This window comes from Nonomuraea montanisoli (assembly GCF_013363975.1).
Taxonomy (GTDB): domain Bacteria; phylum Actinomycetota; class Actinomycetes; order Streptosporangiales; family Streptosporangiaceae; genus Nonomuraea; species Nonomuraea montanisoli.
Map to the genome: position 1 here is coordinate 580,259 of NZ_JABWGN010000002.1, position 20,594 is coordinate 600,852.

The following is a 20,594-nucleotide window of genomic DNA, read 5'->3' on the forward strand; positions in this document are numbered from 1 at the left end:
TCGCGATCGCTCTGGCGTGATCGCGGTCGCGTGGGACAATCGAGTCACATGCGAGATGTCTGGCCGGGCGAGCCGTACCCACTCGGCGCTACCTGGGATGGCGTGGGCACCGGATTCTCGGTGTTCTCCGAGGTGGCCGAGCGGGTAGAGCTGTGCCTCTTCCACGATGACGGGTCCGAGGAACGCGTCGACCTGCCGGAGGTCGACGGGTTCGTCTGGCATGGCCACCTTCCGGGCGTCATGCCGGGACAGCGCTACGGCTACCGCGTCCACGGGCCCTACGAGCCGTCCCGCGGTCACCGGTGCAATCCGGCCAAGCTGCTGCTGGACCCCTACGCCAAGGCCATCGACGGCGAGCTGACCTGGAACGAGGCGCTGTTCTCGTACGAGTTCACCGATCCGGCGCGGCTCAACCTGACCGACAGCGCCCCCTTCATGCCGAAGAACGTGGTGGTCAACCCGTTCTTCGAGTGGGGCAACGACCGGCCGCCGCGCATCCCGTACCACCAGACGGTGATCTACGAGGCGCACGTGCGCGGCCTGACCATGCGGCACCCGGCGGTGCCGGAGGCGCAGCGCGGCACCTACGCGGGCGTCGCGCACCCGGCGATCATCGACCACCTGCTGTCGCTCGGCGTGACGGCGGTCGAACTGATGCCGGTCCACCACTTCATGCCCGAGCACTTCCTCGTGGCCCGCGGGCTGACCAACTACTGGGGCTACAACACGGCGGCCTACCTCGCCCCCCACGGCCGCTACTCCAGCGCCGGCACGCGCGGCGAGCAGGTGCAGGAGTTCAAGGCCATGGTGCGGGCGCTGCACGAGGCCGGCATCGAGGTGATCCTCGACGTGGTCTACAACCACACCGCCGAGGGCGACCACATGGGCCCGACGCTCGGCTTCCGGGGCATCGACAACTCGGCCTACTACCGGCTGCACGACGGCGACCGCCGCTACTACCTCGACTACACCGGCTGCGGCAACTCCCTCAACGTCCGCTCGCCGCACGCGCTGCAGCTCATCATGGACTCCCTGCGCTACTGGGTGCTGGAGATGCACGTCGACGGCTTCCGCTTCGACCTGGCCTCGGCGCTGGCCCGTGAGCTGCACGACGTCGACCGGCTGAGCGCGTTCTTCGACCTCATCCAGCAGGACCCGGTGATCTCGCAGGTCAAGCTCATCGCCGAGCCGTGGGACGTCGGGCCCGGCGGCTACCAGGTGGGCAACTTCCCGCCGCTGTGGACGGAGTGGAACGGCAAGTACCGCGACATCGTGCGCGACTTCTGGCGGGGCACGCACTCGGCGCTGCCCGAGTTCGCCTCGCGCCTGACCGGCTCGGCCGACCTGTACGCCACCTCCGGGCGCCGGCCGGTGGCCTCCATCAACTTCGTCACCTGCCACGACGGGTTCACCCTCACCGACCTGGTCTCCTACGACCGCAAGCACAACGTCGACAACGGCGAGGACAACCGCGACGGCACCGACGACAACCGCTCCTGGAACTGCGGCGCCGAGGGGCCGGTCGAGGACCCCGAGATCGTCCGGCTCCGCCACCGCCAGCGGCGCAACTTCCTGACCACGCTGTTCCTGTCGCAGGGCGTGCCGATGCTGTCGCACGGCGACGAGATCGGCCGCACGCAGCGCGGCAACAACAACGCCTACTGCCAGGACAACGAGATCGCCTGGATCGACTGGTCGCTGGTGCACACCGAGACCGACCTGCTGGAGTTCGTCCGGATGCTGTCGCGGCTGCGGCGCGACCACCCGGTCTTCCAGCGCCGCCGCTTCTTCCACGGCCGCGACTCCGCGGACGGCGGGCGCGACCTGGTGTGGCTCACGCCCGCCGGTCAGGAGATGACGGCCGGCGACTGGCACACCGGCTACGCCAAGTCGCTGATGGTCTACCTCAACGGCGAGGGCATCACCGAGCCGGGCCCGCGCGGCGAGCGGATCATGGACGACTCGTTCCTGCTGCTCGTCAACGCCCACCATGAGGACATGACGTTCACGCTGCCGGGCGACGAGTTCGGCGCGACCTGGCTGCCGGTGCTCGACACCAGCTACGAGTCCCGGCAGGACGAGCCCTTCCCGGACGAGGCCCGGCCGCCGGGCTCGCTGGTGGCTGTGACCTCGCGCTCCATCCAGGTGCTGCGCCAGCCCCAGGGCTCCTGAGCCGGTTCCCGGGCGGCCGGTCAGGTCGGTCAGGTCGGCCCGGCCGGTCAGGTCGGTCAGGTCGGCCCGGCCGGTCAGGTCGGTCAGTCGCGGATCAGGGCGGCGGTGACGAGGGCCAGCGCGAACGTGACGACCCCGCCGAGGCCGTGCAGGGCCACGGCCAGCACGGGGAAGCGGCGCTCGGCGCCCCTGGCGTGCCGCCCGCCGCCGAGCCAGCGGGTGAACATGACGAAGCCCAGGAGCGCGGCCGCCGCCAGCACCCCGAAGGCGGTCCACGCGAGCGTCGCGGACCCGGTCAGCAGGTACCCGAACCAGCACACCAGCGCCCCGGCGGCCAGCGTGGGATGGGAGAAGACCAGCGCGGCCGGGAACCGGGTGACCTTGGTGGCCTGCTGCCGCAGCCCGCCGCCCGACAGCCACAGGTAGAGCAGGTACGCCCCGGCGATCGCGGTGCAGATCCATGTCACGGCAGTGGCGAGCCCCACCCGGCCTCCTTCGGTCATCGACCCCAGACGACACGTTAAGCGCATCACTCCACGTATGCCATTCGTTACGCCAAAGTGCGATGTCTCGGGCAAAGGCCGCCGTCGCGGCTGGTTGTCGGAGGCGTGTGCCAAGGTAGAGGAGTGCGTCGCATCTATCCGGACATACAGGACGATCCACCCATCGAGCAGGCCTACGCCTATCCGCCCGACCGGCCCTGGCTGCGCGTCAACATGGTCGCCAGCGCCGACGGCGCCTCCTGGATGAACGGCCTGTCGGGCGGGCTGTCGAGCAAGGGCGACCGGCGGATCTTCGGCGTGCTGCGGGGGCTCGCCGACGTGGTCGTCGCCGGGGCCGCCACCGTGCGCGCCGAGGGCTACGGCCCCGCCCGGCCGCGCGAGTCGTGGCGGCCGCTGCGCGAGGGGCGGCCCGAGACGCCGCCCGTCGCCGTCGTCAGCCGCAGCCTCGACCTCGACCTCGACGGCCCGCTGTTCAGCGAGGCGATCTCCCGCACGATCGTCGTCACCTGCGCCTCCGCGCCGGCCGACCGCCTCGCCGCGGCCAAGTCCGTCGCCGACGTCGTCGTCGCGGGCGAGGAGGCGGTGGACATGGAGGCGGCCGTGCGCGGGCTGCACGAGCGGGGGCTGACCCGGGTGCTGTGCGAGGGCGGGCCGCGGCTCAACGCCCAGCTCGCCGCGGCCGGGCTGCTCGACGAGCTGTGCCTGTCGATCAGCCCGCTGCTGCTCGGCGGGGGCGCGGCGCGCATCCTGAACGGCGAGGCGGCGCTCGTCGGCCTCGCCCTCAGCCAGGTCCTGGAGGAGGACGGCGTCCTGTTCTGCCGGTACACGAGGGAGCCGAACCATGACTGACCCCACCGACCTCCCGGCCGCCGCCGAAGCCGAGCCCCGGCCGCAGGAGGCCGCGCCCGCCGAGCCGCCCGCCGCCCCCGAGGCCGAGCCGGAGCCGGTGCCCAACCTGCCGGTCCGGCCGCCCGTGGCGCCCATGCTGGCCAAGCCGGTCAAGGCCATGCCCAAGCAGGACGGCACCCTGTTCTACGAGCCCAAGTGGGACGGCTTCCGCTGCATCGTCTTCCGCGACGGCGACGAGGTCTACCTCGGCAGCCGCAACGAGCGGCCGTTCACCCGCTACTTCCCGGAGCTGGTCGAGGCGGTCAAGGCCGAGCTGCCCGAGCGGGTCGTGATCGACGGCGAGATCGTGCTGCCGCGCGGCTCCCAGCTCGACTTCGACGCGCTCCAGCAGCGCATCCACCCGGCCGCCTCGCGGGTCAGGATGCTGGCCGAGCAGACGCCGGCCTCGTTCGTCGCCTTCGACCTGCTGGCGCTCGGCGACGAGTCGTACCTCGACCTGCCCTTCGCCGAGCGCCGCGCCCGCCTGGAGGGCGTCTTCGGGCGGGCCGGCCATTCGGTGCGGCTCACGCCCGTCACGCGCGACGACGGGCAGGCGGGGGAGTGGTTCGAGATGTTCGAGGGGGCGGGGCTCGACGGCATCATCGTCAAGCCCGGCGACCAGCCGTACGTCCCCGACAAGCGCACCATGTTCAAGGTCAAGCACGAGCGCACGGCCGACGTCGTGGTCGCCGGCTACCGCGAGCACAAGACCGGGCCGATCGTCGGCTCGCTGCTGCTCGGCCTGTACGGGCCCGACGGGCGGCTGCACCACGTGGGCGTGGCGGCCTCGTTCCCGATGGCGCGCCGGGCCGAGCTGGTGGAGGAGCTCAAGCCGTACGTCGCCGACCTCGGCGAGCACCCGTGGGGGCACTGGGCCGAGCAGGCGGCGGCCACCGTCGGCCAGCCGGCCGCCGGGCCGGCCACGGGCGGTCAGCGGGTGCCCGGCGCGATCTCGCGGTGGAGCGCGAAGAAGGACCTGTCGTTCATCCCGCTGCGGCCCGAGCTGGTCATCGAGGTGGCCTACGACCAGATGGAGGGCGACCGGTTCCGGCACACCGCCCACTGGCGCCGCGCCCGGCCCGACCGCACGCCCGAGTCGTGCACGTACGAGCAACTGGAGCGGCCGGTCTCCTACAACCTGGACGACATCCTGGCCCGCTGAGTCACGCTCCAGGCCTTGTCTGGGGCTCACAGATCACGCTATATCTCGATGTATGAGCACCGGTGATGAGCTTCGTGCCGCCGTGGCCGCCCGCCGCGACCTCGGCCCCGACTTCGAGGACGCCCTCATCGAGTCGTTCCTCGACAAGATGGGCAAGGAGGTCGACCGGCGGGTGGACGAGCGGCTGGCCGCCGTCCCGAAGGCCAAGGACCTGGCCAGACGGTCCAAGGCCGCCGACGGCCAGCGGCTCGCGCTCGCGATCGTCTCGCTGAGCCTGGGCACCGTCGCGACGATCGCGCTGACCCTCCAGGCCGCCTCCGTGGGAGCCATCCTGGGGATCTGGTTCGCGATCATCGTGGTCAACGGCATCTTCGGCACCGAGCGCCGCCCCTGACCCGAAGCCGGGCGGCGCTCGATGGCGGGCCTCAGACGCGCGGAGCCGTGCGCCCGGCGTCCGGCGTCAGGAGACCGGCGCCCGGCGTCCGGCATCAGACGTCCCGTGTCGGGAGGTCAGGCGTCCGGGGTGAGCTTGGCGCGGGCCTCGGTGACGAGGTCGCGGGCGTAGTCGTCGTCGCTCTCGGCCAGCACGCGCTCGACGCCGCGCGCGGCCCGGGTGTCCCCGCGCTCCGCCAGGCCACGCGTGGCCTCGGCGACCGTCCGCAGGTCCGTGTCGTCCAGGCGGGCCGCCAGCGCCTCGCGGATGTCCGGCGAGTCGGCCTCCAGCGAGGCCAGGCCCGAGGTGGCCCAGTCGCGCACCTCGTCGTCCTCGTCGCGGGTCATCGCGACGAGCAGGGCCAGCCCCTCGGCGTGGTCGGGCGGCAGCACGTCGGCCAGCGCGATCGCGTCGGTCATCGTGCGCCGGTGCCCCGGCCGGTCGATGATGTCGAGCACCTGCGGCAGCGCGCGCGGGTCGCCCTGGTGGCCGAGCGCCGAGAGCACCGACCTGAGCACCTGCGGGTTGCTCTCCGTGGTGGCCATCCGCTGCAGCAGCGGCAGCGTCCGCTCCAGGTACGGCTTGCCGCCGTCCTCGGTCACGCCGTACTGGGCGATCGCGTCCACGCCGAACTCCCGCTCCCGGGCGTCCTCGCTCGCGCACAGCCGGGCCAGCGCCTCGTACGTCTCGTCGTCGCCCCGCCGGCCCAGCGAGTCGGCCACGACCCACCAGGTCTCGGCGTCCTCGTCGGTGTCGCGGTGCGCCACGGCCCGCGCGACCAGCCGGTCCACCGGCGACTGGACGCCGGTGGCGTCCTCCAGCAGCGTGACGATCGCCGCGTGCCCGCGCTGCGCCTGCACCTGCTCGCTCTGCTCGCCGTCGGCCGAGCGGCCCGCCACGGTCACCAGCTCGGTGCCGTCCTTGGCGAACTGCCGGCCCACCACGTACTCCCAGTCGTCCTGCGCGATCTGGTCGAGCAGCGCGCTCTCCAGGTGCACGCCCACCCAGTCGGCCGCCACGTCGAGCGGGGTGTCGCCGTCGCCGTCGTACTTCGCCGCGTCGGCGCCGCCGTTCAGCAGCACCCGCACCACGCCCAGTGCGCCGCGCCGGGCGGCCAGCGTCAGCGGCGTGTCACCGTCGTCGTTGGCGGCGTCCACGTCGGCCCCGGCCTCCAGCAGGAGCCGGGCGGCGTCGGCGTGGCCGTTGGCGGCGGCCCACAGCAGCGCGGTCCAGCCGCCCTCCTCGCGGCCGTCGACGTCGGCCCCGGCGGCCAGCAGCGCCTGGGCGGCCTCGACCCGGTCCCACGCGGCCGCCGCGCACAGCGGCAGCCCCTCGTCCTCTCCCTCGCTCGGCCGGTTGGGGTCGGCGCCCCCGGCGAGCAGCTCGCTCACGGTCTCCGACTCGCCGTTCAACGCGGCCCGGTAGAGCTTCTCCTCATGCATGCAACGGACACTAGTCCAGCTCAACCCCCACCCCGGACCACCGCCGCCGGACGCGTCGTTCGAAAGGGCCACGGCGAACGGCGGTGTTCCTCCTGGGGGAGGAGGAGACGGCCGGCGAAACGGACACCAGCCCAGCTCAACCCCCACCCCGGACCGCCGCCGCCGGACGCGTCGTTCGAAAGGGGCACGGCGAACGGCGGTGTTCCTCCTGGGGGAGGAGGAGACGGCCGGCGAAACGCGATATGTTGCGTCTTATGACTGACCCTGGAGACGTGCGCGCGTCCGACGCCGAGCGCGAGGCCGTCGTGGAGCGACTCCGCGTGGCCTCCGTGGAGGGCCGCCTCTCGCTGGCCGAGCTGACCGACCGCACCGAGGCCGCCTACAGCGCCGCCACCCACGCCGAGCTCGCCCTGCTCACCCAGGATCTGCCGGGCGCCGGGCAGCCCGCGGCGTTCCCCGCCGCCCCGCAGCCGGCCGAGCGCAGGCGGCGGTGGTTCGTGGGCGTGATGGGCGACACCAAGCGGCGCGGCGCCTGGCGGATCGACCGGGAGCTCGGCGCGGTGGCCGTGATGGGCGACGTGCTGCTCGACCTGCGCGAGGCCGAGGCCCGCACCGACGTGGTGGACATCACGGCCGTCTCCGTGATGGGCGACGTCAAGATCATCGTCCCGGACGGCGTCCACGTGGACCTCGACGGCATGGCGGTCATGGGCGACAAGCGGGTGGACGTGCTGCAGGCCGCCCCGGGCATGAACGTGCCGGTGGTGCGGGTCCGCGCGTACGCGGTGATGGGCGATGTGAAGGTGGTCGGCGACTCCCGCGCGGAGCCGGTGCGGCGGGGGCTCGCCGCCTGGCGCGAGCAGTGGAGGCGGCTGCACGGCGACGACTGGCGCGACGGCAACCGCCGCCGCCTCGGCGACGACGGCGACCACCGCCTCCTCGGCGACGACGGCCGCCGGGGCATCCACGGCCACTGAGCCGCGGGGCATCCACGGCCACTGAGCCGCCGGGGTATCCACGGCCCCTGAGCCGCCCGCGCTCAGGAGGCAGCGACCTCGGCGGGCGCGCGCAGGGCGGCGTCGTAGCGTTCCAGCAGCACCCGCGCCACCTCGGGCGCGGGACCGAGCACGTCCGCCACCACGTCGGCGCCCGCGGCGAGCGTCGCCCGGCGCACCTTGTCGGCGAACAGCCCGGGAGCCAGCAGGTACGGCGCGACGGCCACGCGCGGCGCGCCCGCCTCCCGCAGCAGCCGCACCGCCTCCTCCGGCGTCGGCGACGCGGCCGACGCGTACGCCGGGACGGCACCCCACCAGCCGCCGGACAGCGCCCATTCCCCGGCCACGCGCGCCACGACCGCGTTGGCGCGGGCGTCGCTGGAACCGGCCGACACCAGCACCACGGCCGTCCCGGGATCGCGCGGCGACACCCCGGCCTCGGCCAGGCGCCGCTCCAGCGCCGCCACCAGCAGCGGGTGCGGCCCGAGCGTGGCGCCGTAGCGGACGCGCAGCCGCGGCTCGCGCGCCCGCACCTCGTTCAGCGCCGACGGCAGGTCGACGCGCGAGTGGTACGCCTCGGTGAGCAGCAGCGGCAGCACCACGGCCTCGCCCAGACCGGCCAGCGCCTGACCCAGGCTCGGGGCGGCGTGGTCCAGGTAGGCCGAGCGGACCGGCAGGCCCGGGCGGGCCCGCCGTACCTCGTCCAGCAGCGCCTCCACGACGGCCGCGGCGCGCGGGTCACGCGAGCCGTGCGCGACCGCCACCAGAGGCGGGTCCTGGCCCGCCCCGTCTGCCAACGGGGCGGGCCACACGCCGGGGACTACAGGTGAATGCCGCATTCGACCTTCCCCAGCCCCGCCCAGCGGCCGCTGCGCGGGTCCTCGCCCTCCGCGACCTGCCGGGTGCAGGGGGCGCAGCCGATCGAGGGGTAGTTGTCGTAGTGGAGCGGGTTGATGAGCACCCCGTTGTCGGCGATGTAGTTGTCGACCTCCTCCTGGGTCCACCGCGCGATCGGGTTGACCTTGACCATCTGCCGCTTGGCGTCCCACTCGACGACCTTCGTGCCGGTCCGGGTGGGCGACTCGTCGCGGCGGATGCCGGAGATCCAGGCGAGGTACGGCTCCAGCGCGCGGTTGAGCGGCTCGACCTTGCGCAGGTAGCAGCACAGGTCGGGGTTGCGGCCGAACAGGCGCGGACCGAGGTCGCGCTCCTGCTCCTCGACCGTGCGCGACGGCTTGATGTCGATCACGTTGACGTCGTAGACCTGCCGGACGGCGTCCCGGGTGCCGACCGTCTCGGCGAAGTGGTAACCCGTGTCGATGAACAGCACGTCCACGCCCGGCTTGACCCGGCTCACCAGGTCGATGAGCAGCGCGTCGCTCATCGACGAGGTCAGGCACAGCCGGTCGCCGAACGTCGCCGCCGCCCAGCGGATGATCTCGCGGGCGGACGCCTCCTCCAGGAACACGGCGGCCGACTCGACGATGTCCTGCAGGTCGAGGGTGCCGCGCTGACGCCGGAGTCCGACCTCGATGTCCACCAGCGTCATATGTTCACTCCGATCCCCAGGAACTTCAGCTTGAAAGCGCGGGCGCACGAGCGGCAGTACCAGCCGCCGTCACCCTCGTACGGTTCGAGGTCCTCGTCGCCGCAGTACGGGCAGTGGAACGGGACGGCGCGCTCGCTCATCGCAGGTCCGCCTCGTCCGCGCGCTGCACCCAGTCGGCGAAGGACTCGCCCTCCTTCTTCTGGGTGTCGTAGTGGGTGACGACCCGCTCCACGTAGTCGGGCAGAGCCGCCGCCGTGGTCTTCAGGCCGCGCACCTTCCGGCCGAAGCCGGGGTTGACGCCGAGCGAGCCCCCGAGGTGGATCTGGAAGCCCTCGACCTGGTCGCCGTTCTCGTCCACGACGAGCTGCCCCTTGAGGCCGATGTCGGCCACCTGGATGCGGGCGCAGGAGTTGGGGCAGCCGTTGACGTTGATCGTCAGCGGCTCCTCGAAGCCGGGCAGCCGCCGCTCCAGCTCGTCGATGAGGTCGGACGCCGTGGCCTTGGTCTCGACGATGGCGAGCTTGCAGTACTCGATGCCGGTGCAGGCCATGGTCTGGCGCCGGAACGTGGACGGGTTGACCTGGAGGTCGTTGGCCTCCAGCTCGGCCACCAGCGACTCGACCCGCTCGGGCGCGACGTCGAGGATGACCATCTTCTGCTCGACCGTGGTGCGGACGCGGCCGGAGCCGTGCCGCTCGGCGATGTCGGCGACGAGGTGCAGCTTGTCGCCGTCGAGGCGGCCCACCCGGGGGGCGAAGCCGACGTAGAAGGTGCCGTCCTGCTGCGGGTGGACGCCGACGTGGTCGCGGCGCGAGCCGCGCGGCTGGGCCGGCGCGGGCCCGTCGGGCAGGGGCTCCTTGAGGTACTCGGTCTCCAGCACCTCGCGGAACTTCTCGGGCCCCCAGTCGTTGACGAGGAACTTGATCCGCGCGCGGTGGCGCAGCCGCCGGTAGCCGTAGTCGCGGAAGATGCCGGCCACGCCGGCCCAGACCTCGCCGACCTGGTCGGGCCAGACGAACACGCCGATCCGCTTGCCGAACATCGGGTTGGTGGACAGGCCGCCGCCCACCCACAGGTCGTAGCCCTTCTCGCCGCCCGGCAGCTCGACGCCCACGAACGCCACGTCGTTGATCTCGTGGACGGTGCAGTGGGACGGGCAGCCGCTGATCGCGGTCTTGAACTTGCGCGGCAGGTTGGAGAAGGCCGGGTCGCCGACGAAGCGGTCGTACACCTCGCGGATCTGCTCGGTGGCGTCGAGCACCTCGTCGGTGTCGATGCCGGCCAGCGGGCAGCCCAGGATGACGCGCGGGGTGTCGCCGCACGCCTCGGTGGTGGACAGGCCGACGGCCTCCAGGCGCTCCCAGATGTCGGGCACCGACTCGATCTCGATCCAGTGCAGCTGCACGTTCTGCCGGTCGGTCAGGTCGGCGGTGCCGCGGCCGTACAGGTTGGAGATGTCGGCGATCGCGCGGAGCTGGCGCAGGTCGAGCTGGCCGCCGTCGATCCTGACGCGGAGCATGAAGTAGCGGTCGTCCAGCTCCTCCGGCTCCAGGATCGCGGTCTTGCCGCCGTCGATGCCGGGCTTGCGCTGGGTGTACAGGCCGTACCAGCGCATGCGTCCGCGCAGGTCGGCCGGGTCGATCGAGTCGAAGCCGGCCTTGGAGTAGATGTCGATGATCCGCTGGCGGACGTTGAGCCCGTCGTCGTTCTTCTTGTTCTCCTCGTTCTTGTTGAGCGGCTCACGGTAACCGAGAGCCCACTGACCCTCGCCGCGCGGGCGCTTGTGGTGCCGGCTGGCAGGAGTGCTCATGGCGCGTCCTTCGCATCATGGGCGCGCTCGTACTTCCTCCCGCCTCGTCATCGAGTGCGGGGGTAGCGAAGAGGAGTGCGACGCCCTCAGGTGAGAGAAATCAGGGGATGATCAGCGGGCGTCACGACAGATGGCGCTGCGGACACGCTGAAGGTCGACGTGGCGTCGGCCGACGAGCATGGGGTCCGCTGGCATGTATACGAAGATACTCGGGCTGTCCGAGATGTCCAACAACGGTCCAGAGTCTGGACGCGATCATCCTTGGCGGGGCCAGTCCAGCGGGGACTCGTCCTCTCGGGGTTCCGTCTGGTGCTGGCAGTCGCACCACGAGCCTCCGCGACACTCCTCGTGCCGCCGCTCCTTGCAGCTCTCGCAGATCACGCTCCGCATTATTCCCCGTAGAACGTCGTTCGGTTAGGGTGGCGGGCATGGACCTCATGGGCGAGCTGCTCGCCGACCTGCGCGCGGAGACCGACTCGCTGGAGGCCCTGCTCACCCCGCTGAGTCCCGGCCAGTGGGAGCTGCCCACCCCCGCCGAGGGCTGGGCGGTGCGCGACCAGATCGCCCACCTCGCCTGGTTCGACGACGCGGCCCGCACGGCGGCCACCGACCCCGCCGCGTTCCGCGCCTCGCTGGAGGGGTTCACCATCGAGGCGGGCACGGTGGACGAGCTGGCCTTCCGCTCGCGCGGCATGCCCGCCGCCGAGCTGCACGCCTGGTTCCGCCACGCCCGCGCCCGCAGCCTGGAGGCGTTCGCCGCGCTCGGCGCGCGCGACCGGATCCCCTGGTACGGACCCGACATGTCGGCCGCCTCGTTCGTCACCGCCCGCCTCATGGAGACCTGGGCGCACGGCGAGGACGTGGCCGCCGCGCTCGGCGTCACCCGCGAGCCGTCCGCCCGGCTGCGGCACGTGGCCATGCTCGGCGTCAGGGCCCGCCCCTACGGGTTCGCCGTGCGCGGGCTGCCCCTCCCGGCCGAGCCCGTACGGGTGGAGCTGACGCCTCCCGGCGGCGGCGAGCCGTGGACCGCCGGCCCGCAGGACGCCCCCGACGTGGTGCGCGGGCCCATGCTCGACTTCTGCCTGCTCGTCACCCGGCGCGCGCATCTCGCCGACACCGCCCTGGAGATCACCGGTCCGGCCGCCCGCGCCTGGGCGGAGGTGGCCCAGGCGTTCGCCGGTCCTCCTGGCGAGGGGCGCGCGCCCAGGTCGGGGTAGGTTCAGGGGCATACCGGATGCCGCGTGGCGCACGCCCGGTGACAAGCTGTAGCCATGCGCACGGTTCTCAACGTCATCTGGCTGGTCTTCGCCGGCATCTGGCTTGCCCTCGGGTACGCCCTGGCGGGGATCGTCTGCTGCATCCTCATCATCACGATCCCGTTCGGCATCGCCTCGTTCCGGATCGCCGCGTACGCGCTGTGGCCCTTCGGCCGCACGGTCGTGCGCGACCCGCAGGCCGGGGTGTTCTCGTTGATCGGCAACATCATCTGGTGCGTGGTCGCCGGGATCTGGCTGGCCATCGGCCACGTCCTGACCTCGATCCCGCTGTTCCTGTCGGTGATCGGCATCCCGCTGGCCATCGCGAACCTCAAGCTGGTGCCCGTCTCGCTGCTGCCGCTCGGAGCGCGCATCGTCGACAACGACCAGGGCAGGGTCATGGGGACATAAGCTGTCGGGAAGAGTCACTGCGAAAGCTTGGTCCTGGTGTCATGACCTCCACCGACCTGCCCACGCGGGCGAGGAAGCGCATCGCCTCCAACGTCCGCGCCGGGCTGAGCCGGGCACGCGACACGAAGGCATGGGCGATCGTCCGCGACGCCGTCGACGCCGGCGTCACCTATCGGGTCACCGGCCTGGCGGGCGAGGCGGCCTTCTTCGCCCTGCTGTCGCTGCCCCCGTTCGTGCTGGGCGTCATCGGCGTCATCGGCAAGCTCGGCACGTGGCTCGGCCAGGAGACGGTCCAGCAGGTGCGCGCGTGGGTGGTCGAGCAGGCCGGCGTGCTGTTCACCAAGGACGCCATCGACCGGGTGGTCAACCCGCTCATGAACGACGTGCTGCGCGACGACGCCAGCAAGGTCTCCATCATCTCCCTGGGCTTCCTGCTGTCGCTGTGGTCCGGCTCGCGGGCCCTGTACGTGTACGTCGACCTCATCTCCGTCGCGTACGGGCTGGGCGAGGCGCGCGGCATCGTGCGGACCCGCCTGATGTCGTTCGGCCTCTACATCGTCGGCCTGGCCGTCGCCATCGTCGTCATGCCGATCCTGGTCATCGGCCCCACCCTGCTCAAGGACGCCCTGCCGGCCCAGTTCGGCATCCTCATCGACGTCCTCTACTGGCCCGTGGTGATCATCGGGTCGGTGGCGTTCCTCACCGTGCTCTACCACGTGAGCGTGCCGGTGCGCACCAAGGTCTACCGGGAGCTGCCCGGGGCCGTGCTGGCGCTGTTCCTGTGGATCGTGTGCGCCGCCGTGCTGCGCGCCGTGCTCGCCGCGTGGTTCTCGCCCGTCTCCGTGTACGGCTCGCTGGCCGCGCCCATCGCCGTGCTGCTCTGGCTGTACATCACGGCGCTGGCCGTGCTCATCGGCGCCATCCTGAACGCGGAGGTGGACAAGTGGTGGCCGGGCACGGGCCGGGCCGCCCGACCGGGCGACGCAGACGTCACGCGGGACACGGCCGTCACGCGCGAGTGAGCCCCGAGCACCACTTCCGCTATCGTCTGTAGGGTCGCGACTGGCGCATGAGGTGGGCTCACCACCGGGGAGCGGAAGGGAGCGGAGGCCGTGCGCCTGGGTCTTCGCCGGATGTCAATGATGACAGGGGAGTCATGAGTTCTCTCGCTAGCGTCGACCCGCGGATCGCCGAGCTGATCCACGCCGAGGAGCGCCGCCAGGCCGACACCGTCAAGCTGATCGCCTCCGAGAACTACGTCTCCAAGGCCGTCCTGGAGGCGACGGGCACCGTCCTGACCAACAAGTACTCCGAGGGCTACTCCGGCAAGCGCTACTACGAGGGCCAGCAGGTCATCGACCAGATCGAGACCCTGGCGATCGAGCGGGCCAAGGCGGTGTTCGGCGTCAACCACGCCAACGTCCAGCCCTACTCCGGCTCCCCGGCCAACCTCGCCATCTACATGGCGTTCCTGCAGCCGGGCGACACCGTCATGGGCATGGGCCTGCCGTTCGGCGGCCACCTCACCCACGGCTGGTCGGTCTCGGCCACCGGCAAGTGGTTCACCCCGGTCCGCTACGGCGTGCGCAAGGACACCGGCCGCGTCGACCTCGACGAGGTCCGCGAGCTGGCCCTGGAGCACCGGCCGAAGCTCATCTTCTGCGGCGGCACCGCCATCCCGCGCACGATCGACTTCGAGGGCTTCGCCGCGATCGCCCGCGAGGTGGGCGCCGTGCTCGCCGCCGACATCGCGCACATCGCGGGTCTCGTCGCGGGCGGCGCGCACCCGTCGCCGGTCGGCCACGCCGACGTGATCTCCACGACCACCCACAAGACGCTGCGCGGCCCGCGCGGCGCCATGCTCATGGCGACCTCCGACGAGCACGCCGCCGCGCTCAACAAGGCCGTCTTCCCCGGCCTGCAGGGCGGCCCGCACAACCACACGACCGCCGCCATCGCCGTCGCCCTGCACGAGGCGTCCACCGACGCGTTCAAGGCGTACGCCCACCAGGTGGTCGCCAACGCCAAGGCGCTGGCCGACGAGCTGGGCAGCCGCGGCTTCGACCTCGTCTCCGGCGGCACCGACAACCACCTGATCCTGCTCGACCTCACGCCCAAGGGCATCGGCGGCAAGCCCGCCGCCCAGGCGCTCGACCGGGCCGGCCTGGAGACCAACTACAACACGGTGCCGTTCGACACCCGCAAGCCGTTCGACCCGTCCGGCATCCGCATCGGCACCCCGTCGGTCACCTCGCGCGGCATGGGCGAGGCCGAGATGCGGCAGATCGGCGCCTGGATCGACGAGGTCGTCACGGCGCTGGCCAAGGGCGACGCCGAGGATGTCATCACGCGCGTCCACCACGAGGTCAGCGAGCTGACCGCCCAGTTCCCGGCGCCGGGCCTGTCCTAGCGTCCGACGGGCGCCGGGCCTGTCCCGGCGCCTTCCCGGCCGAGCCTGCCCCCGCGGCGGGCTCGGTCTGTTGGTTGTGACGTCCGGCGGTCTGTGGGGACGCCCGGCGGTCTGTTGTGATGCCCGGCCCGGGGATGGCGGTGATGCCCGGGCGGGCATGAGAGGGCCCCGTCGCGGGAGGGGGCTTCCGCGACGGGGCCGTGGGACCGGCGGGGAGAGACGCCGGTCGCTTCGGGAAGTCGTCAGTTCAGGAACAGGTAGTCGGCCCGGTAGGGCACGCTCGCCTTCCGCCCCGGCTCGCACGAGCCGGCCGGGGCGAGCCCTCCCTCGGTGTTGAGCCGCAGCACCTGGGTGACCCTCGACAGCAGGCCGCCCTTCGCGCCCGACCGGGTAGCGGCCAGCACCAGCTCGGGGATGGCCCGCTCGCCGTTGGGCGTCTTGGTGACGACCTTGCCGCGCACCGCGCTGCCGTCCGGGGCGATCCACTGCGGCGGCCCGGCGGCCGGGGTGACGAAGGAGTGCGCGATGCCGCGCCGCAGCGTGGCCCGCACGCCGTCCTGGGTGAAGGCGTAGCCGCCGCCCGGCTGCTTCGTGCAGGCGTAGATCTGGGCGCCGCGCAGCACGTCGGCCGTGACCGCGCGCGGGTGGGCGAACGGCCGGCCGGACAGCTGGCCGCGCACCGCGCCGCCGCCGAACTCGGTGGTGTGCAGGTTGCTGTAGTACCTGCCCGGGTGGGCGGCGATGCGCCGGACCACGGCGGCGGGCACCCGGGCCTCGCCCGCCACGCCGGTGATCCCGGCCGGCAGGCCCTTCGGCGCGGCGAACAGGTCGGCCACCACCGCGCCGTCGCGGCCCCGCGCGCCCTTGTGGATGTGGCCGTTCGTCACGGGCGCCAGCCCCGACCAGAGGGCGGTGTAGCCGACGGTCCCGCCGTGCGGGCGCAGCCACCACACGGCCCGGCCGTCCTTGTCGCCCCGCCTGCCCCCGTCCTTGGCCCGGACCTCCTGCGCCCCGTCGGCACGCGAGCTCAGGGTCGCCCGGTTGCTTCCCTGCAGCACGCCGTCGAGGTCGGCCGGGGCGGCGAGCCGGTGGAACTGGCCGCGCACGGCCCCCTTGGGGTGGCGGGCGTCGTGCACGTTGGCGTAGAAGCCGCCCGGGTCCTCGACCAGCGCCCGGACCAGCTCGGGATCGGCGTCCACGGCGCCGCTCACGCCGAGCACGCCGGCGGGCAGCGGCTTGGTGAGGAACTCCAGCCGCACGTCGCCGTTCGCGCCGCGCGCGCCGAGGTGGATGTGGGCCGCGGTCGGCGAGCCGATCTTGTTCCAGCGGATCGCGAAGGCGACCCGGTCGCCGCTGACGCGGAGCACGACGGTGGCGCGGCCGTCGGCGTCGCCCTTGACGCCCACCTCGTTCGCGCCGCGCAGCCCGGCGGCGAGGTAGACGTCGCCCGCGTCGGCACGGGACACGGCGGCGTCGGCACGGGACACGGCCGCGTCGAGCCCGGCTGTCCGGGCGACGGCCGCCCGGGGCACGGGCAGCGACGCGGCGGCGGAGGCGGGCAGAGCGGTGGGGGCGAGGGCCGCGGCGAGCAGTCCGGCGGCGACGACCGTCCCGGTGCGGGCGAGCCGGAGACCGCGGGCGGGCCGGGAGCTGGGCATGACGGAGCTGGGCATCACAAACCTCTGCATTCGGGCGTTCGGGCGTTCGATTCGGTACGGCAGGCAGTACGAGGCCCGGACGCGCGGAGGTTCAACCCGCGAATGTGTAAAAGTACCGACAGCCGGCGGGGCACGAAAAATGCCCTCCCACCACAGGTGAGAGGGCATCAGACGCGCGACCGCACACGGCCCTCGGCCGGCGCGACCACCCGGCGGCGGCGCGGCCGTCCGGAGGGCGAGGCGACCGTCCGGACGGCGAGGCGGCCGTCCGGCGGCGGCGTGGCCATCCGGAAGCGAGGCGACCACCGGAGGGCGAGGCGACCACCCGCGGCGGCGTGGCCACCGGACTGCGGCGGCGTGGCCACCGGACTGTGGTCACGTCACACGGGGAGGCGCGCGGGCGCGGATGTCACACGTTGACGGTGAGCAGCTTCTTCCCCGTCGTGGTGACCACCTCGAAATGGTCGATCTTCTCCAGCGGATCGGGGCTCCCGCCGTGCGTGTACAGCGGGTCGGGCTGGCCCGGCACCCCGTAGCCGGCCGGCGGCACGGCCCACCCCGTCATGACCCGCCGCTGCCCCGACTTCGACACCGACACCAGCTCGCACTCCAGCGGGCCCTTCACGCCCGACAGCTTGAGCGCGGCATGGGTGCCCCACGCCTTCGACTCGATGACCAGGCCGCCCGTCACGCCGGCGGCCCCGGTTCCGGCCACGGGTGTGCCGTCGGCGTAGAACTGCTCCGCCGGGCCCAGGTGGTTGTGCTGCCCGGACGCCGCGACCGCCGGCGCCCCCGAGTCGCCGAGCTGGGTGCCGATCGTCAGGCCGCCCGCGACCAGCGTCACCGCGGCGGCCATGCCGATCACGATCGTGCCCCGGCGCGCGCGGCGGTCGGCCGCCCGCTTGCGCCGCATCAGGTCGACGACCTCGGCCTCGCCCCGCGACGGCGGCGGGCCGAGATCCTCCAGGGGGCCGATGCCGACGAGCGCGCCCGCCACCCCCGACAGGTCGGCGAGCTCGGCGGCGCACGGCGGGCAGGTGGCCAGGTGCTCCTCGAAGGCGGCCTTGTCGTCGTCGTCCAGCAGGCCGAGGGCGTAGGCGCCCACATCGGTGTGCTCCACTCGCGACGTCACGCCGTCACCCCCCTCTCCTCCAGCGCGACGCGCAGGGCGCGTACCGCGTAGTACACCCGGGACTTCACAGTGCCCACGGGAATCCCGAGGGCCTCGGCGGCGTCGTTCACCGACCGGTCCCGCAGGATCGTCTCGTTGAGGATCTCGCGGTGCGCCGGTGACAGCGCCCTCAGCGCGTCTGACACGAGCACCTGGTGCAGCAGTCCCTCCATCTCGTCGGGCACGGGCACGCTCTCCAGCGGCCCGTCGCCCGACTCCTGAGGGCGGGCGTCCCTGCGCCGCCGGTCATCGATGACGATACGTCGCGCCACGGTCGCGAGCCAGGGCATCAGCGAGACCGACGCCGGGTCCAGCCGCTCCGCGCTGCGCCAGGCCCTGATCATGGTCTCCTGCACGACGTCCTCTGCCCACTGCCTGTCTCCCCCCGTCAGCCGTACCACGAAGGCGAGCAGCGGTCCGTGGTACTCCCGATAGAGAGCCGAGACGACGAGATCGTCGTCGGGCCGCACACGCCTGATCCAGTGGCTCAACCGTGGCTTGCCCATGAGGCCGGCTCCCTCGGCCGAGGGTGGGGGATACGTGCTGATCCGCATCATTCCCCTTTCTCGAGCTGTCGGCAGGAAGTACGGCCGGAGCTCCGGGCGGGGTTCAACGACACGCCGAGAAAAATGCGATTGCGCCCGGACGGCGAGCTGCGTAGAGTCTCCGCGACGCCCCAACAGGGTGCGTCGGCGCGGTCCCCTGCGGTGGCCGCGCGATGTGGAGAGGTCGCGGAGCGCCCCGGGCGCGGCCGCGATGCGAGAAGAGGAGGTGGAGACCATGCGGATTGTTCTGTTCCGCCTGCGTGCCGTCCACTTCCGGGTGTCTGCCTGAGCCACCCGGCCATCCCTTCTCAGCATCTCTTCACAGCAGAGGAATCACTGCGTTGTCTTACGATCTTTCGCTGCTCGGCTGGACCGCGTCCCGCGCCGCCGAGCTCCCCGCCGGCACCGTTCCCGGGCGCGTCGCCCGCGTGGACCGCGGCGCCGCCGAGGTGATCACCGAGGACGGGCAGCACCACGCCCGCCACTCCGCGCGCGTGCGCCGGGCCTCCGCCGAGGACCCGGTCGCGCTGCCGTGCGTGGGCGACTGGGCCGCGCTGCGCCCGCTGCCCGAGGGCCGCTACGAGCTGGAGGCCGTGCTGCCGCGCACCACGGCGTTCGTGCGCGGCGGCGTCAGCCGCGACTCGCGCGGCGGCCTGTCCGGCGACGGCCAGGGCCAGGTGCTCGCCGCCAACGTGGACGTCGTGTTCGTCGCCGAGCCGTCCATGCACTCCACCGACTTCGCCGACCTCGGCCGCATCGAGCGGCTCGTGGCGCTGGCCTGGGAGTCGGGCGGCACGCCGGTCGTGCTCGTCACCAAGGCCGACCTGTTCGAGCAGGGCCTCGACGACCTGCTCGCCGACGTCCACGCCGCCGCGCCGGGCGTGGACGTGCACGCGGTGTCCTCGCTGCGCGGCGAGGGCGTCGAGCTGGTGCGGGAGTACCTGGAGGGCTCGCGCACCGCCGTCGTGCTCGGTCCGTCCGGCGCCGGAAAGTCCACGCTGGTCAACGCGCTCGCCGGCGACGTCGTGATGGAGACCCAGCAGGTGCGCGCCGCCGACGGGCGCGGCCGGCACACGACGGTCCACCGGGAGCTGATCCCGCTGCCCGGCGGCGGGCTGGTCATCGACACGCCCGGCATCCGCCGGATCGGCCTGTACGAGATGCACGAGGGCGTCGACATGGTGTTCTCGGACATCGACGAGCTGTCCGCCCGGTGTCGCTTCCACGACTGCGGCCACGACTCGGAGCCGGGCTGCGCGGTGCTGGCGGCCGTGGAGAGCGGCGACCTGCCGGAGCGGCGGCTGCAGAGCTGGCGCAAGCTCCAGCGGGAGGCCGTCTGGATGGCCGGCCGCACGGACGCCCGCATCCGCAAGGAGCAGCAGAACCGGTGGAAGATCATCCACAAGGAGATGCGCCGCTCCGGCCGCGCCCGCCCCTGACCCGTCCGTCCCGCTCCCCGCGCCCGCGTACGCGGCGGGGCGCGGGCGTCCGGATCCGTGGGCGGGGGAGCGGTGCCGGGCGGGGTAGGACCAGGGCATGGACGTGTTCGCGGACCGGGCCGAGGCCGGTGAGCTGCTGGCCGAGCGGCTGCGCGACCTCCAGGCCCCCGTGGTCCTCGCCCTGCCGCGGGGCGGCGTCGCCGTGGCGCTGCCCGTCGCGCGGCGGCTGGGCGGCGTGCTGGACGTGCTCGTCACCCGCAAGATCGGCTATCCGCCGATGCCCGAGCTGGGCGTCGGCGCGATAGCCGAGGGCGGCGAGCCGGTGCTGGACCTGCCGCTGCTGGCCCGCCTCGGGCTGCAGCCGTCGTCCGTGGCCGGCGTCGTCGAGGCCGAGCGCCGCGAGCTGGCCCGGCGGGTGCGGGTCTACCGGGGGGACCGGCCGCTGCCCGAGCTGAGCGGGCGCGAGGTGGTCGTCGTGGACGACGGGCTCGCGACCGGCGGCACCGCGCGGGCGGCGCTGCGGGCCGTGCGCCGCGCGGAGCCGGCCTGGCTCACCCTGGCGGTGCCCGTCGGGGCCCGCGAGACGGTGTACGCGCTGCGGGAGGAGGCCGACGACGTGGTGGTGCTGGCGATGCCGCCCGACTTCCGCGCGGTCGGCCAGTGGTACGCCCACTTCGACCAGCTCAGCGACGCCGACGTACTCGACCTGCTGGCCCGGGGCAGGGGAGAGGTGAGCCCCTAGACGGCACG

Annotated in this window: 21 protein-coding genes and 1 riboswitch; of the genes, 11 read left to right on the forward strand and 10 right to left on the reverse strand. The window is 73.0% G+C overall.

Annotated features, from left to right (window positions below):
• Window positions 1–48: 48 nt before the first annotated feature.
• Window positions 49–2,172: a glycogen debranching protein GlgX gene (gene glgX, locus HTZ77_RS06110; protein ID WP_175588416.1), complete on the forward strand. Its 2,124-nt coding sequence runs from the start codon at window positions 49–51 to the stop codon at window positions 2,170–2,172.
• Between the two features lie 83 nt (window positions 2,173–2,255).
• Here the strand turns inward: glgX and HTZ77_RS06115 are convergent, their stop codons facing one another.
• Window positions 2,256–2,657, reverse strand: a complete 402-nt coding sequence (locus tag HTZ77_RS06115; RefSeq protein WP_175588417.1) for a hypothetical protein — start codon at window positions 2,655–2,657, stop codon at window positions 2,256–2,258.
• A 141-nt stretch (window positions 2,658–2,798) separates the two neighbouring features.
• Here HTZ77_RS06115 and HTZ77_RS06120 point away from each other — a divergent pair, with 141 nt between their 5' ends.
• The 3 genes from HTZ77_RS06120 (at window position 2,799) to HTZ77_RS06130 (ending at window position 5,119) form a co-directional block, all read left to right on the forward strand.
• Window positions 2,799–3,524, forward strand: coding sequence for a pyrimidine reductase family protein (locus HTZ77_RS06120; RefSeq protein ID WP_175588418.1), 726 nt, complete (start codon window positions 2,799–2,801; stop codon window positions 3,522–3,524).
• 133 nt (window positions 3,525–3,657) lie between these two features.
• Window positions 3,658–4,725, forward strand: a complete 1,068-nt coding sequence (locus HTZ77_RS06125; RefSeq protein WP_407940480.1) for an ATP-dependent DNA ligase — start codon at window positions 3,658–3,660, stop codon at window positions 4,723–4,725.
• Window positions 4,726–4,777: 52 nt separating this feature from the next.
• Window positions 4,778–5,119 carry a hypothetical protein gene (locus HTZ77_RS06130; protein ID WP_175588420.1) on the forward strand — a complete coding sequence of 114 codons (342 nt, stop codon included), beginning with the start codon at window positions 4,778–4,780 and terminating at the stop codon, window positions 5,117–5,119.
• Between the two features lie 116 nt (window positions 5,120–5,235).
• On the opposite strand, the gene HTZ77_RS06135 is transcribed toward HTZ77_RS06130, so the two are convergent.
• Window positions 5,236–6,600 carry an ankyrin repeat domain-containing protein gene (locus HTZ77_RS06135; RefSeq protein WP_235994334.1) on the reverse strand — a complete coding sequence of 455 codons (1,365 nt, stop codon included), beginning with the start codon at window positions 6,598–6,600 and terminating at the stop codon, window positions 5,236–5,238.
• A 254-nt stretch (window positions 6,601–6,854) separates the two neighbouring features.
• On the opposite strand from HTZ77_RS06135, the gene HTZ77_RS06140 reads away from it, so the two are divergent.
• Entirely contained in the window at window positions 6,855–7,577 is a 723-nt protein-coding gene (locus HTZ77_RS06140; RefSeq protein ID WP_175588421.1) for a DUF1707 SHOCT-like domain-containing protein, read from the forward strand.
• A gap of 62 nt (window positions 7,578–7,639) precedes the next feature.
• Here the strand turns inward: HTZ77_RS06140 and HTZ77_RS06145 are convergent, their stop codons facing one another.
• The 5 genes from HTZ77_RS06145 to HTZ77_RS48670 form a co-directional block, all read right to left on the reverse strand.
• Window positions 7,640–8,359, reverse strand: coding sequence for a sirohydrochlorin chelatase (locus HTZ77_RS06145; RefSeq protein ID WP_328808440.1), 720 nt, complete (start codon window positions 8,357–8,359; stop codon window positions 7,640–7,642).
• A 56-nt stretch (window positions 8,360–8,415) separates the two neighbouring features.
• Entirely contained in the window at window positions 8,416–9,144 is a 729-nt protein-coding gene (locus tag HTZ77_RS06150; protein ID WP_175588423.1) for a phosphoadenylyl-sulfate reductase, read from the reverse strand.
• On the reverse strand, window positions 9,141–9,284 hold the full coding sequence (locus HTZ77_RS06155; protein WP_175588424.1) for an Insertion element protein: 144 nt from the start codon (window positions 9,282–9,284) through the stop codon (window positions 9,141–9,143). The genes HTZ77_RS06150 and HTZ77_RS06155 overlap by 4 nt, the downstream gene beginning before the upstream one ends.
• Complete coding sequence (locus HTZ77_RS06160) at window positions 9,281–10,954, reverse strand: nitrite/sulfite reductase (protein ID WP_175588425.1); 1,674 nt, start codon at window positions 10,952–10,954, stop codon at window positions 9,281–9,283. The genes HTZ77_RS06155 and HTZ77_RS06160 overlap by 4 nt, the downstream gene beginning before the upstream one ends.
• 111 nt (window positions 10,955–11,065) lie before the next feature.
• The gene (locus HTZ77_RS48670) at window positions 11,066–11,149 is read right to left on the reverse strand and encodes a putative leader peptide (protein ID WP_350809452.1); all 84 of its coding nucleotides are present in this window, start codon (window positions 11,147–11,149) and stop codon (window positions 11,066–11,068) included.
• Window positions 11,150–11,382: 233 nt separating this feature from the next.
• Between HTZ77_RS48670 and HTZ77_RS06165 the strand changes: the two genes are divergently transcribed.
• The 4 genes from HTZ77_RS06165 (at window position 11,383) to HTZ77_RS06180 (ending at window position 15,031) form a co-directional block, all read left to right on the forward strand.
• A complete protein-coding gene (locus tag HTZ77_RS06165) occupies window positions 11,383–12,171 on the forward strand; it encodes a TIGR03084 family metal-binding protein (protein WP_175588426.1) in 789 nt (262 codons plus the stop codon).
• A 54-nt stretch (window positions 12,172–12,225) separates the two neighbouring features.
• A complete protein-coding gene (locus HTZ77_RS06170; protein ID WP_175588427.1) occupies window positions 12,226–12,621 on the forward strand; it encodes a YccF domain-containing protein in 396 nt (131 codons plus the stop codon).
• Between the two features lie 41 nt (window positions 12,622–12,662).
• Window positions 12,663–13,643 carry a YihY/virulence factor BrkB family protein gene (locus HTZ77_RS06175; protein ID WP_175588428.1) on the forward strand — a complete coding sequence of 327 codons (981 nt, stop codon included), beginning with the start codon at window positions 12,663–12,665 and terminating at the stop codon, window positions 13,641–13,643.
• Between the two features lie 26 nt (window positions 13,644–13,669).
• Window positions 13,670–13,752: riboswitch (ZMP/ZTP riboswitch) on the forward strand.
• A gap of 25 nt (window positions 13,753–13,777) precedes the next feature.
• Window positions 13,778–15,031, forward strand: a complete 1,254-nt coding sequence (locus HTZ77_RS06180) for a serine hydroxymethyltransferase (protein ID WP_175588429.1) — start codon at window positions 13,778–13,780, stop codon at window positions 15,029–15,031.
• 242 nt (window positions 15,032–15,273) lie between these two features.
• Here the strand turns inward: HTZ77_RS06180 and HTZ77_RS06185 are convergent, their stop codons facing one another.
• The 3 genes from HTZ77_RS06185 to HTZ77_RS06195 all read right to left on the reverse strand — a co-directional run bounded on the left by HTZ77_RS06185 (window position 15,274) and on the right by HTZ77_RS06195 (window position 18,366).
• Entirely contained in the window at window positions 15,274–16,704 is a 1,431-nt protein-coding gene (locus HTZ77_RS06185) for a CHRD domain-containing protein (RefSeq protein WP_175588430.1), read from the reverse strand.
• 394 nt (window positions 16,705–17,098) lie between these two features.
• Complete coding sequence (locus HTZ77_RS06190) at window positions 17,099–17,821, reverse strand: anti-sigma factor family protein (protein WP_175588431.1); 723 nt, start codon at window positions 17,819–17,821, stop codon at window positions 17,099–17,101.
• The gene (locus HTZ77_RS06195) at window positions 17,818–18,366 is read right to left on the reverse strand and encodes a sigma-70 family RNA polymerase sigma factor (protein ID WP_235994335.1); all 549 of its coding nucleotides are present in this window, start codon (window positions 18,364–18,366) and stop codon (window positions 17,818–17,820) included. The genes HTZ77_RS06190 and HTZ77_RS06195 overlap by 4 nt, the downstream gene beginning before the upstream one ends.
• A gap of 380 nt (window positions 18,367–18,746) precedes the next feature.
• Here HTZ77_RS06195 and rsgA point away from each other — a divergent pair, with 380 nt between their 5' ends.
• Together rsgA and HTZ77_RS06205 are read left to right on the forward strand one after the other, a co-directional pair.
• Window positions 18,747–19,844 (forward strand): ribosome small subunit-dependent GTPase A, encoded by a 1,098-nt coding sequence (gene rsgA / locus HTZ77_RS06200; RefSeq protein WP_175588433.1) that lies wholly within the window; start codon window positions 18,747–18,749, stop codon window positions 19,842–19,844.
• A gap of 97 nt (window positions 19,845–19,941) precedes the next feature.
• Window positions 19,942–20,586: a phosphoribosyltransferase gene (locus tag HTZ77_RS06205; protein ID WP_175588434.1), complete on the forward strand. Its 645-nt coding sequence runs from the start codon at window positions 19,942–19,944 to the stop codon at window positions 20,584–20,586.
• Window positions 20,587–20,594 lie beyond the last annotated feature (8 nt).

What these genes read in the sequence shown, in the direction of transcription:
- HTZ77_RS06155 (WP_175588424.1), bottom strand. Translation starts at nt 9,284, where the DNA reads ATGAGCGAGCGCGCCGTCCCGTTCCACTGCCCGTACTGCGGCGACGAG.
- HTZ77_RS06130 (WP_175588420.1), top strand. Translation starts at nt 4,778, where the DNA reads ATGAGCACCGGTGATGAGCTTCGTGCCGCCGTGGCCGCCCGCCGCGAC.
- glgX (WP_175588416.1), top strand. Translation starts at nt 49, where the DNA reads ATGCGAGATGTCTGGCCGGGCGAGCCGTACCCACTCGGCGCTACCTGG.
- HTZ77_RS06140 (WP_175588421.1), top strand. Translation starts at nt 6,855, where the DNA reads ATGACTGACCCTGGAGACGTGCGCGCGTCCGACGCCGAGCGCGAGGCC.
- HTZ77_RS06165 (WP_175588426.1), top strand. Translation starts at nt 11,383, where the DNA reads ATGGACCTCATGGGCGAGCTGCTCGCCGACCTGCGCGCGGAGACCGAC.
- HTZ77_RS06170 (WP_175588427.1), top strand. Translation starts at nt 12,226, where the DNA reads ATGCGCACGGTTCTCAACGTCATCTGGCTGGTCTTCGCCGGCATCTGG.
- HTZ77_RS06135 (WP_235994334.1), bottom strand. Translation starts at nt 6,600, where the DNA reads ATGCATGAGGAGAAGCTCTACCGGGCCGCGTTGAACGGCGAGTCGGAG.
- HTZ77_RS48670 (WP_350809452.1), bottom strand. Translation starts at nt 11,149, where the DNA reads ATGCCAGCGGACCCCATGCTCGTCGGCCGACGCCACGTCGACCTTCAG.
- HTZ77_RS06175 (WP_175588428.1), top strand. Translation starts at nt 12,663, where the DNA reads ATGACCTCCACCGACCTGCCCACGCGGGCGAGGAAGCGCATCGCCTCC.
- HTZ77_RS06125 (WP_407940480.1), top strand. Translation starts at nt 3,658, where the DNA reads ATGCTGGCCAAGCCGGTCAAGGCCATGCCCAAGCAGGACGGCACCCTG.
- HTZ77_RS06160 (WP_175588425.1), bottom strand. Translation starts at nt 10,954, where the DNA reads ATGAGCACTCCTGCCAGCCGGCACCACAAGCGCCCGCGCGGCGAGGGT.
- HTZ77_RS06150 (WP_175588423.1), bottom strand. Translation starts at nt 9,144, where the DNA reads ATGACGCTGGTGGACATCGAGGTCGGACTCCGGCGTCAGCGCGGCACC.
- HTZ77_RS06180 (WP_175588429.1), top strand. Translation starts at nt 13,778, where the DNA reads ATGAGTTCTCTCGCTAGCGTCGACCCGCGGATCGCCGAGCTGATCCAC.
- HTZ77_RS06195 (WP_235994335.1), bottom strand. Translation starts at nt 18,366, where the DNA reads ATGGGCAAGCCACGGTTGAGCCACTGGATCAGGCGTGTGCGGCCCGAC.
- HTZ77_RS06205 (WP_175588434.1), top strand. Translation starts at nt 19,942, where the DNA reads ATGGACGTGTTCGCGGACCGGGCCGAGGCCGGTGAGCTGCTGGCCGAG.
- HTZ77_RS06185 (WP_175588430.1), bottom strand. Translation starts at nt 16,704, where the DNA reads ATGCCCAGCTCCGTCATGCCCAGCTCCCGGCCCGCCCGCGGTCTCCGG.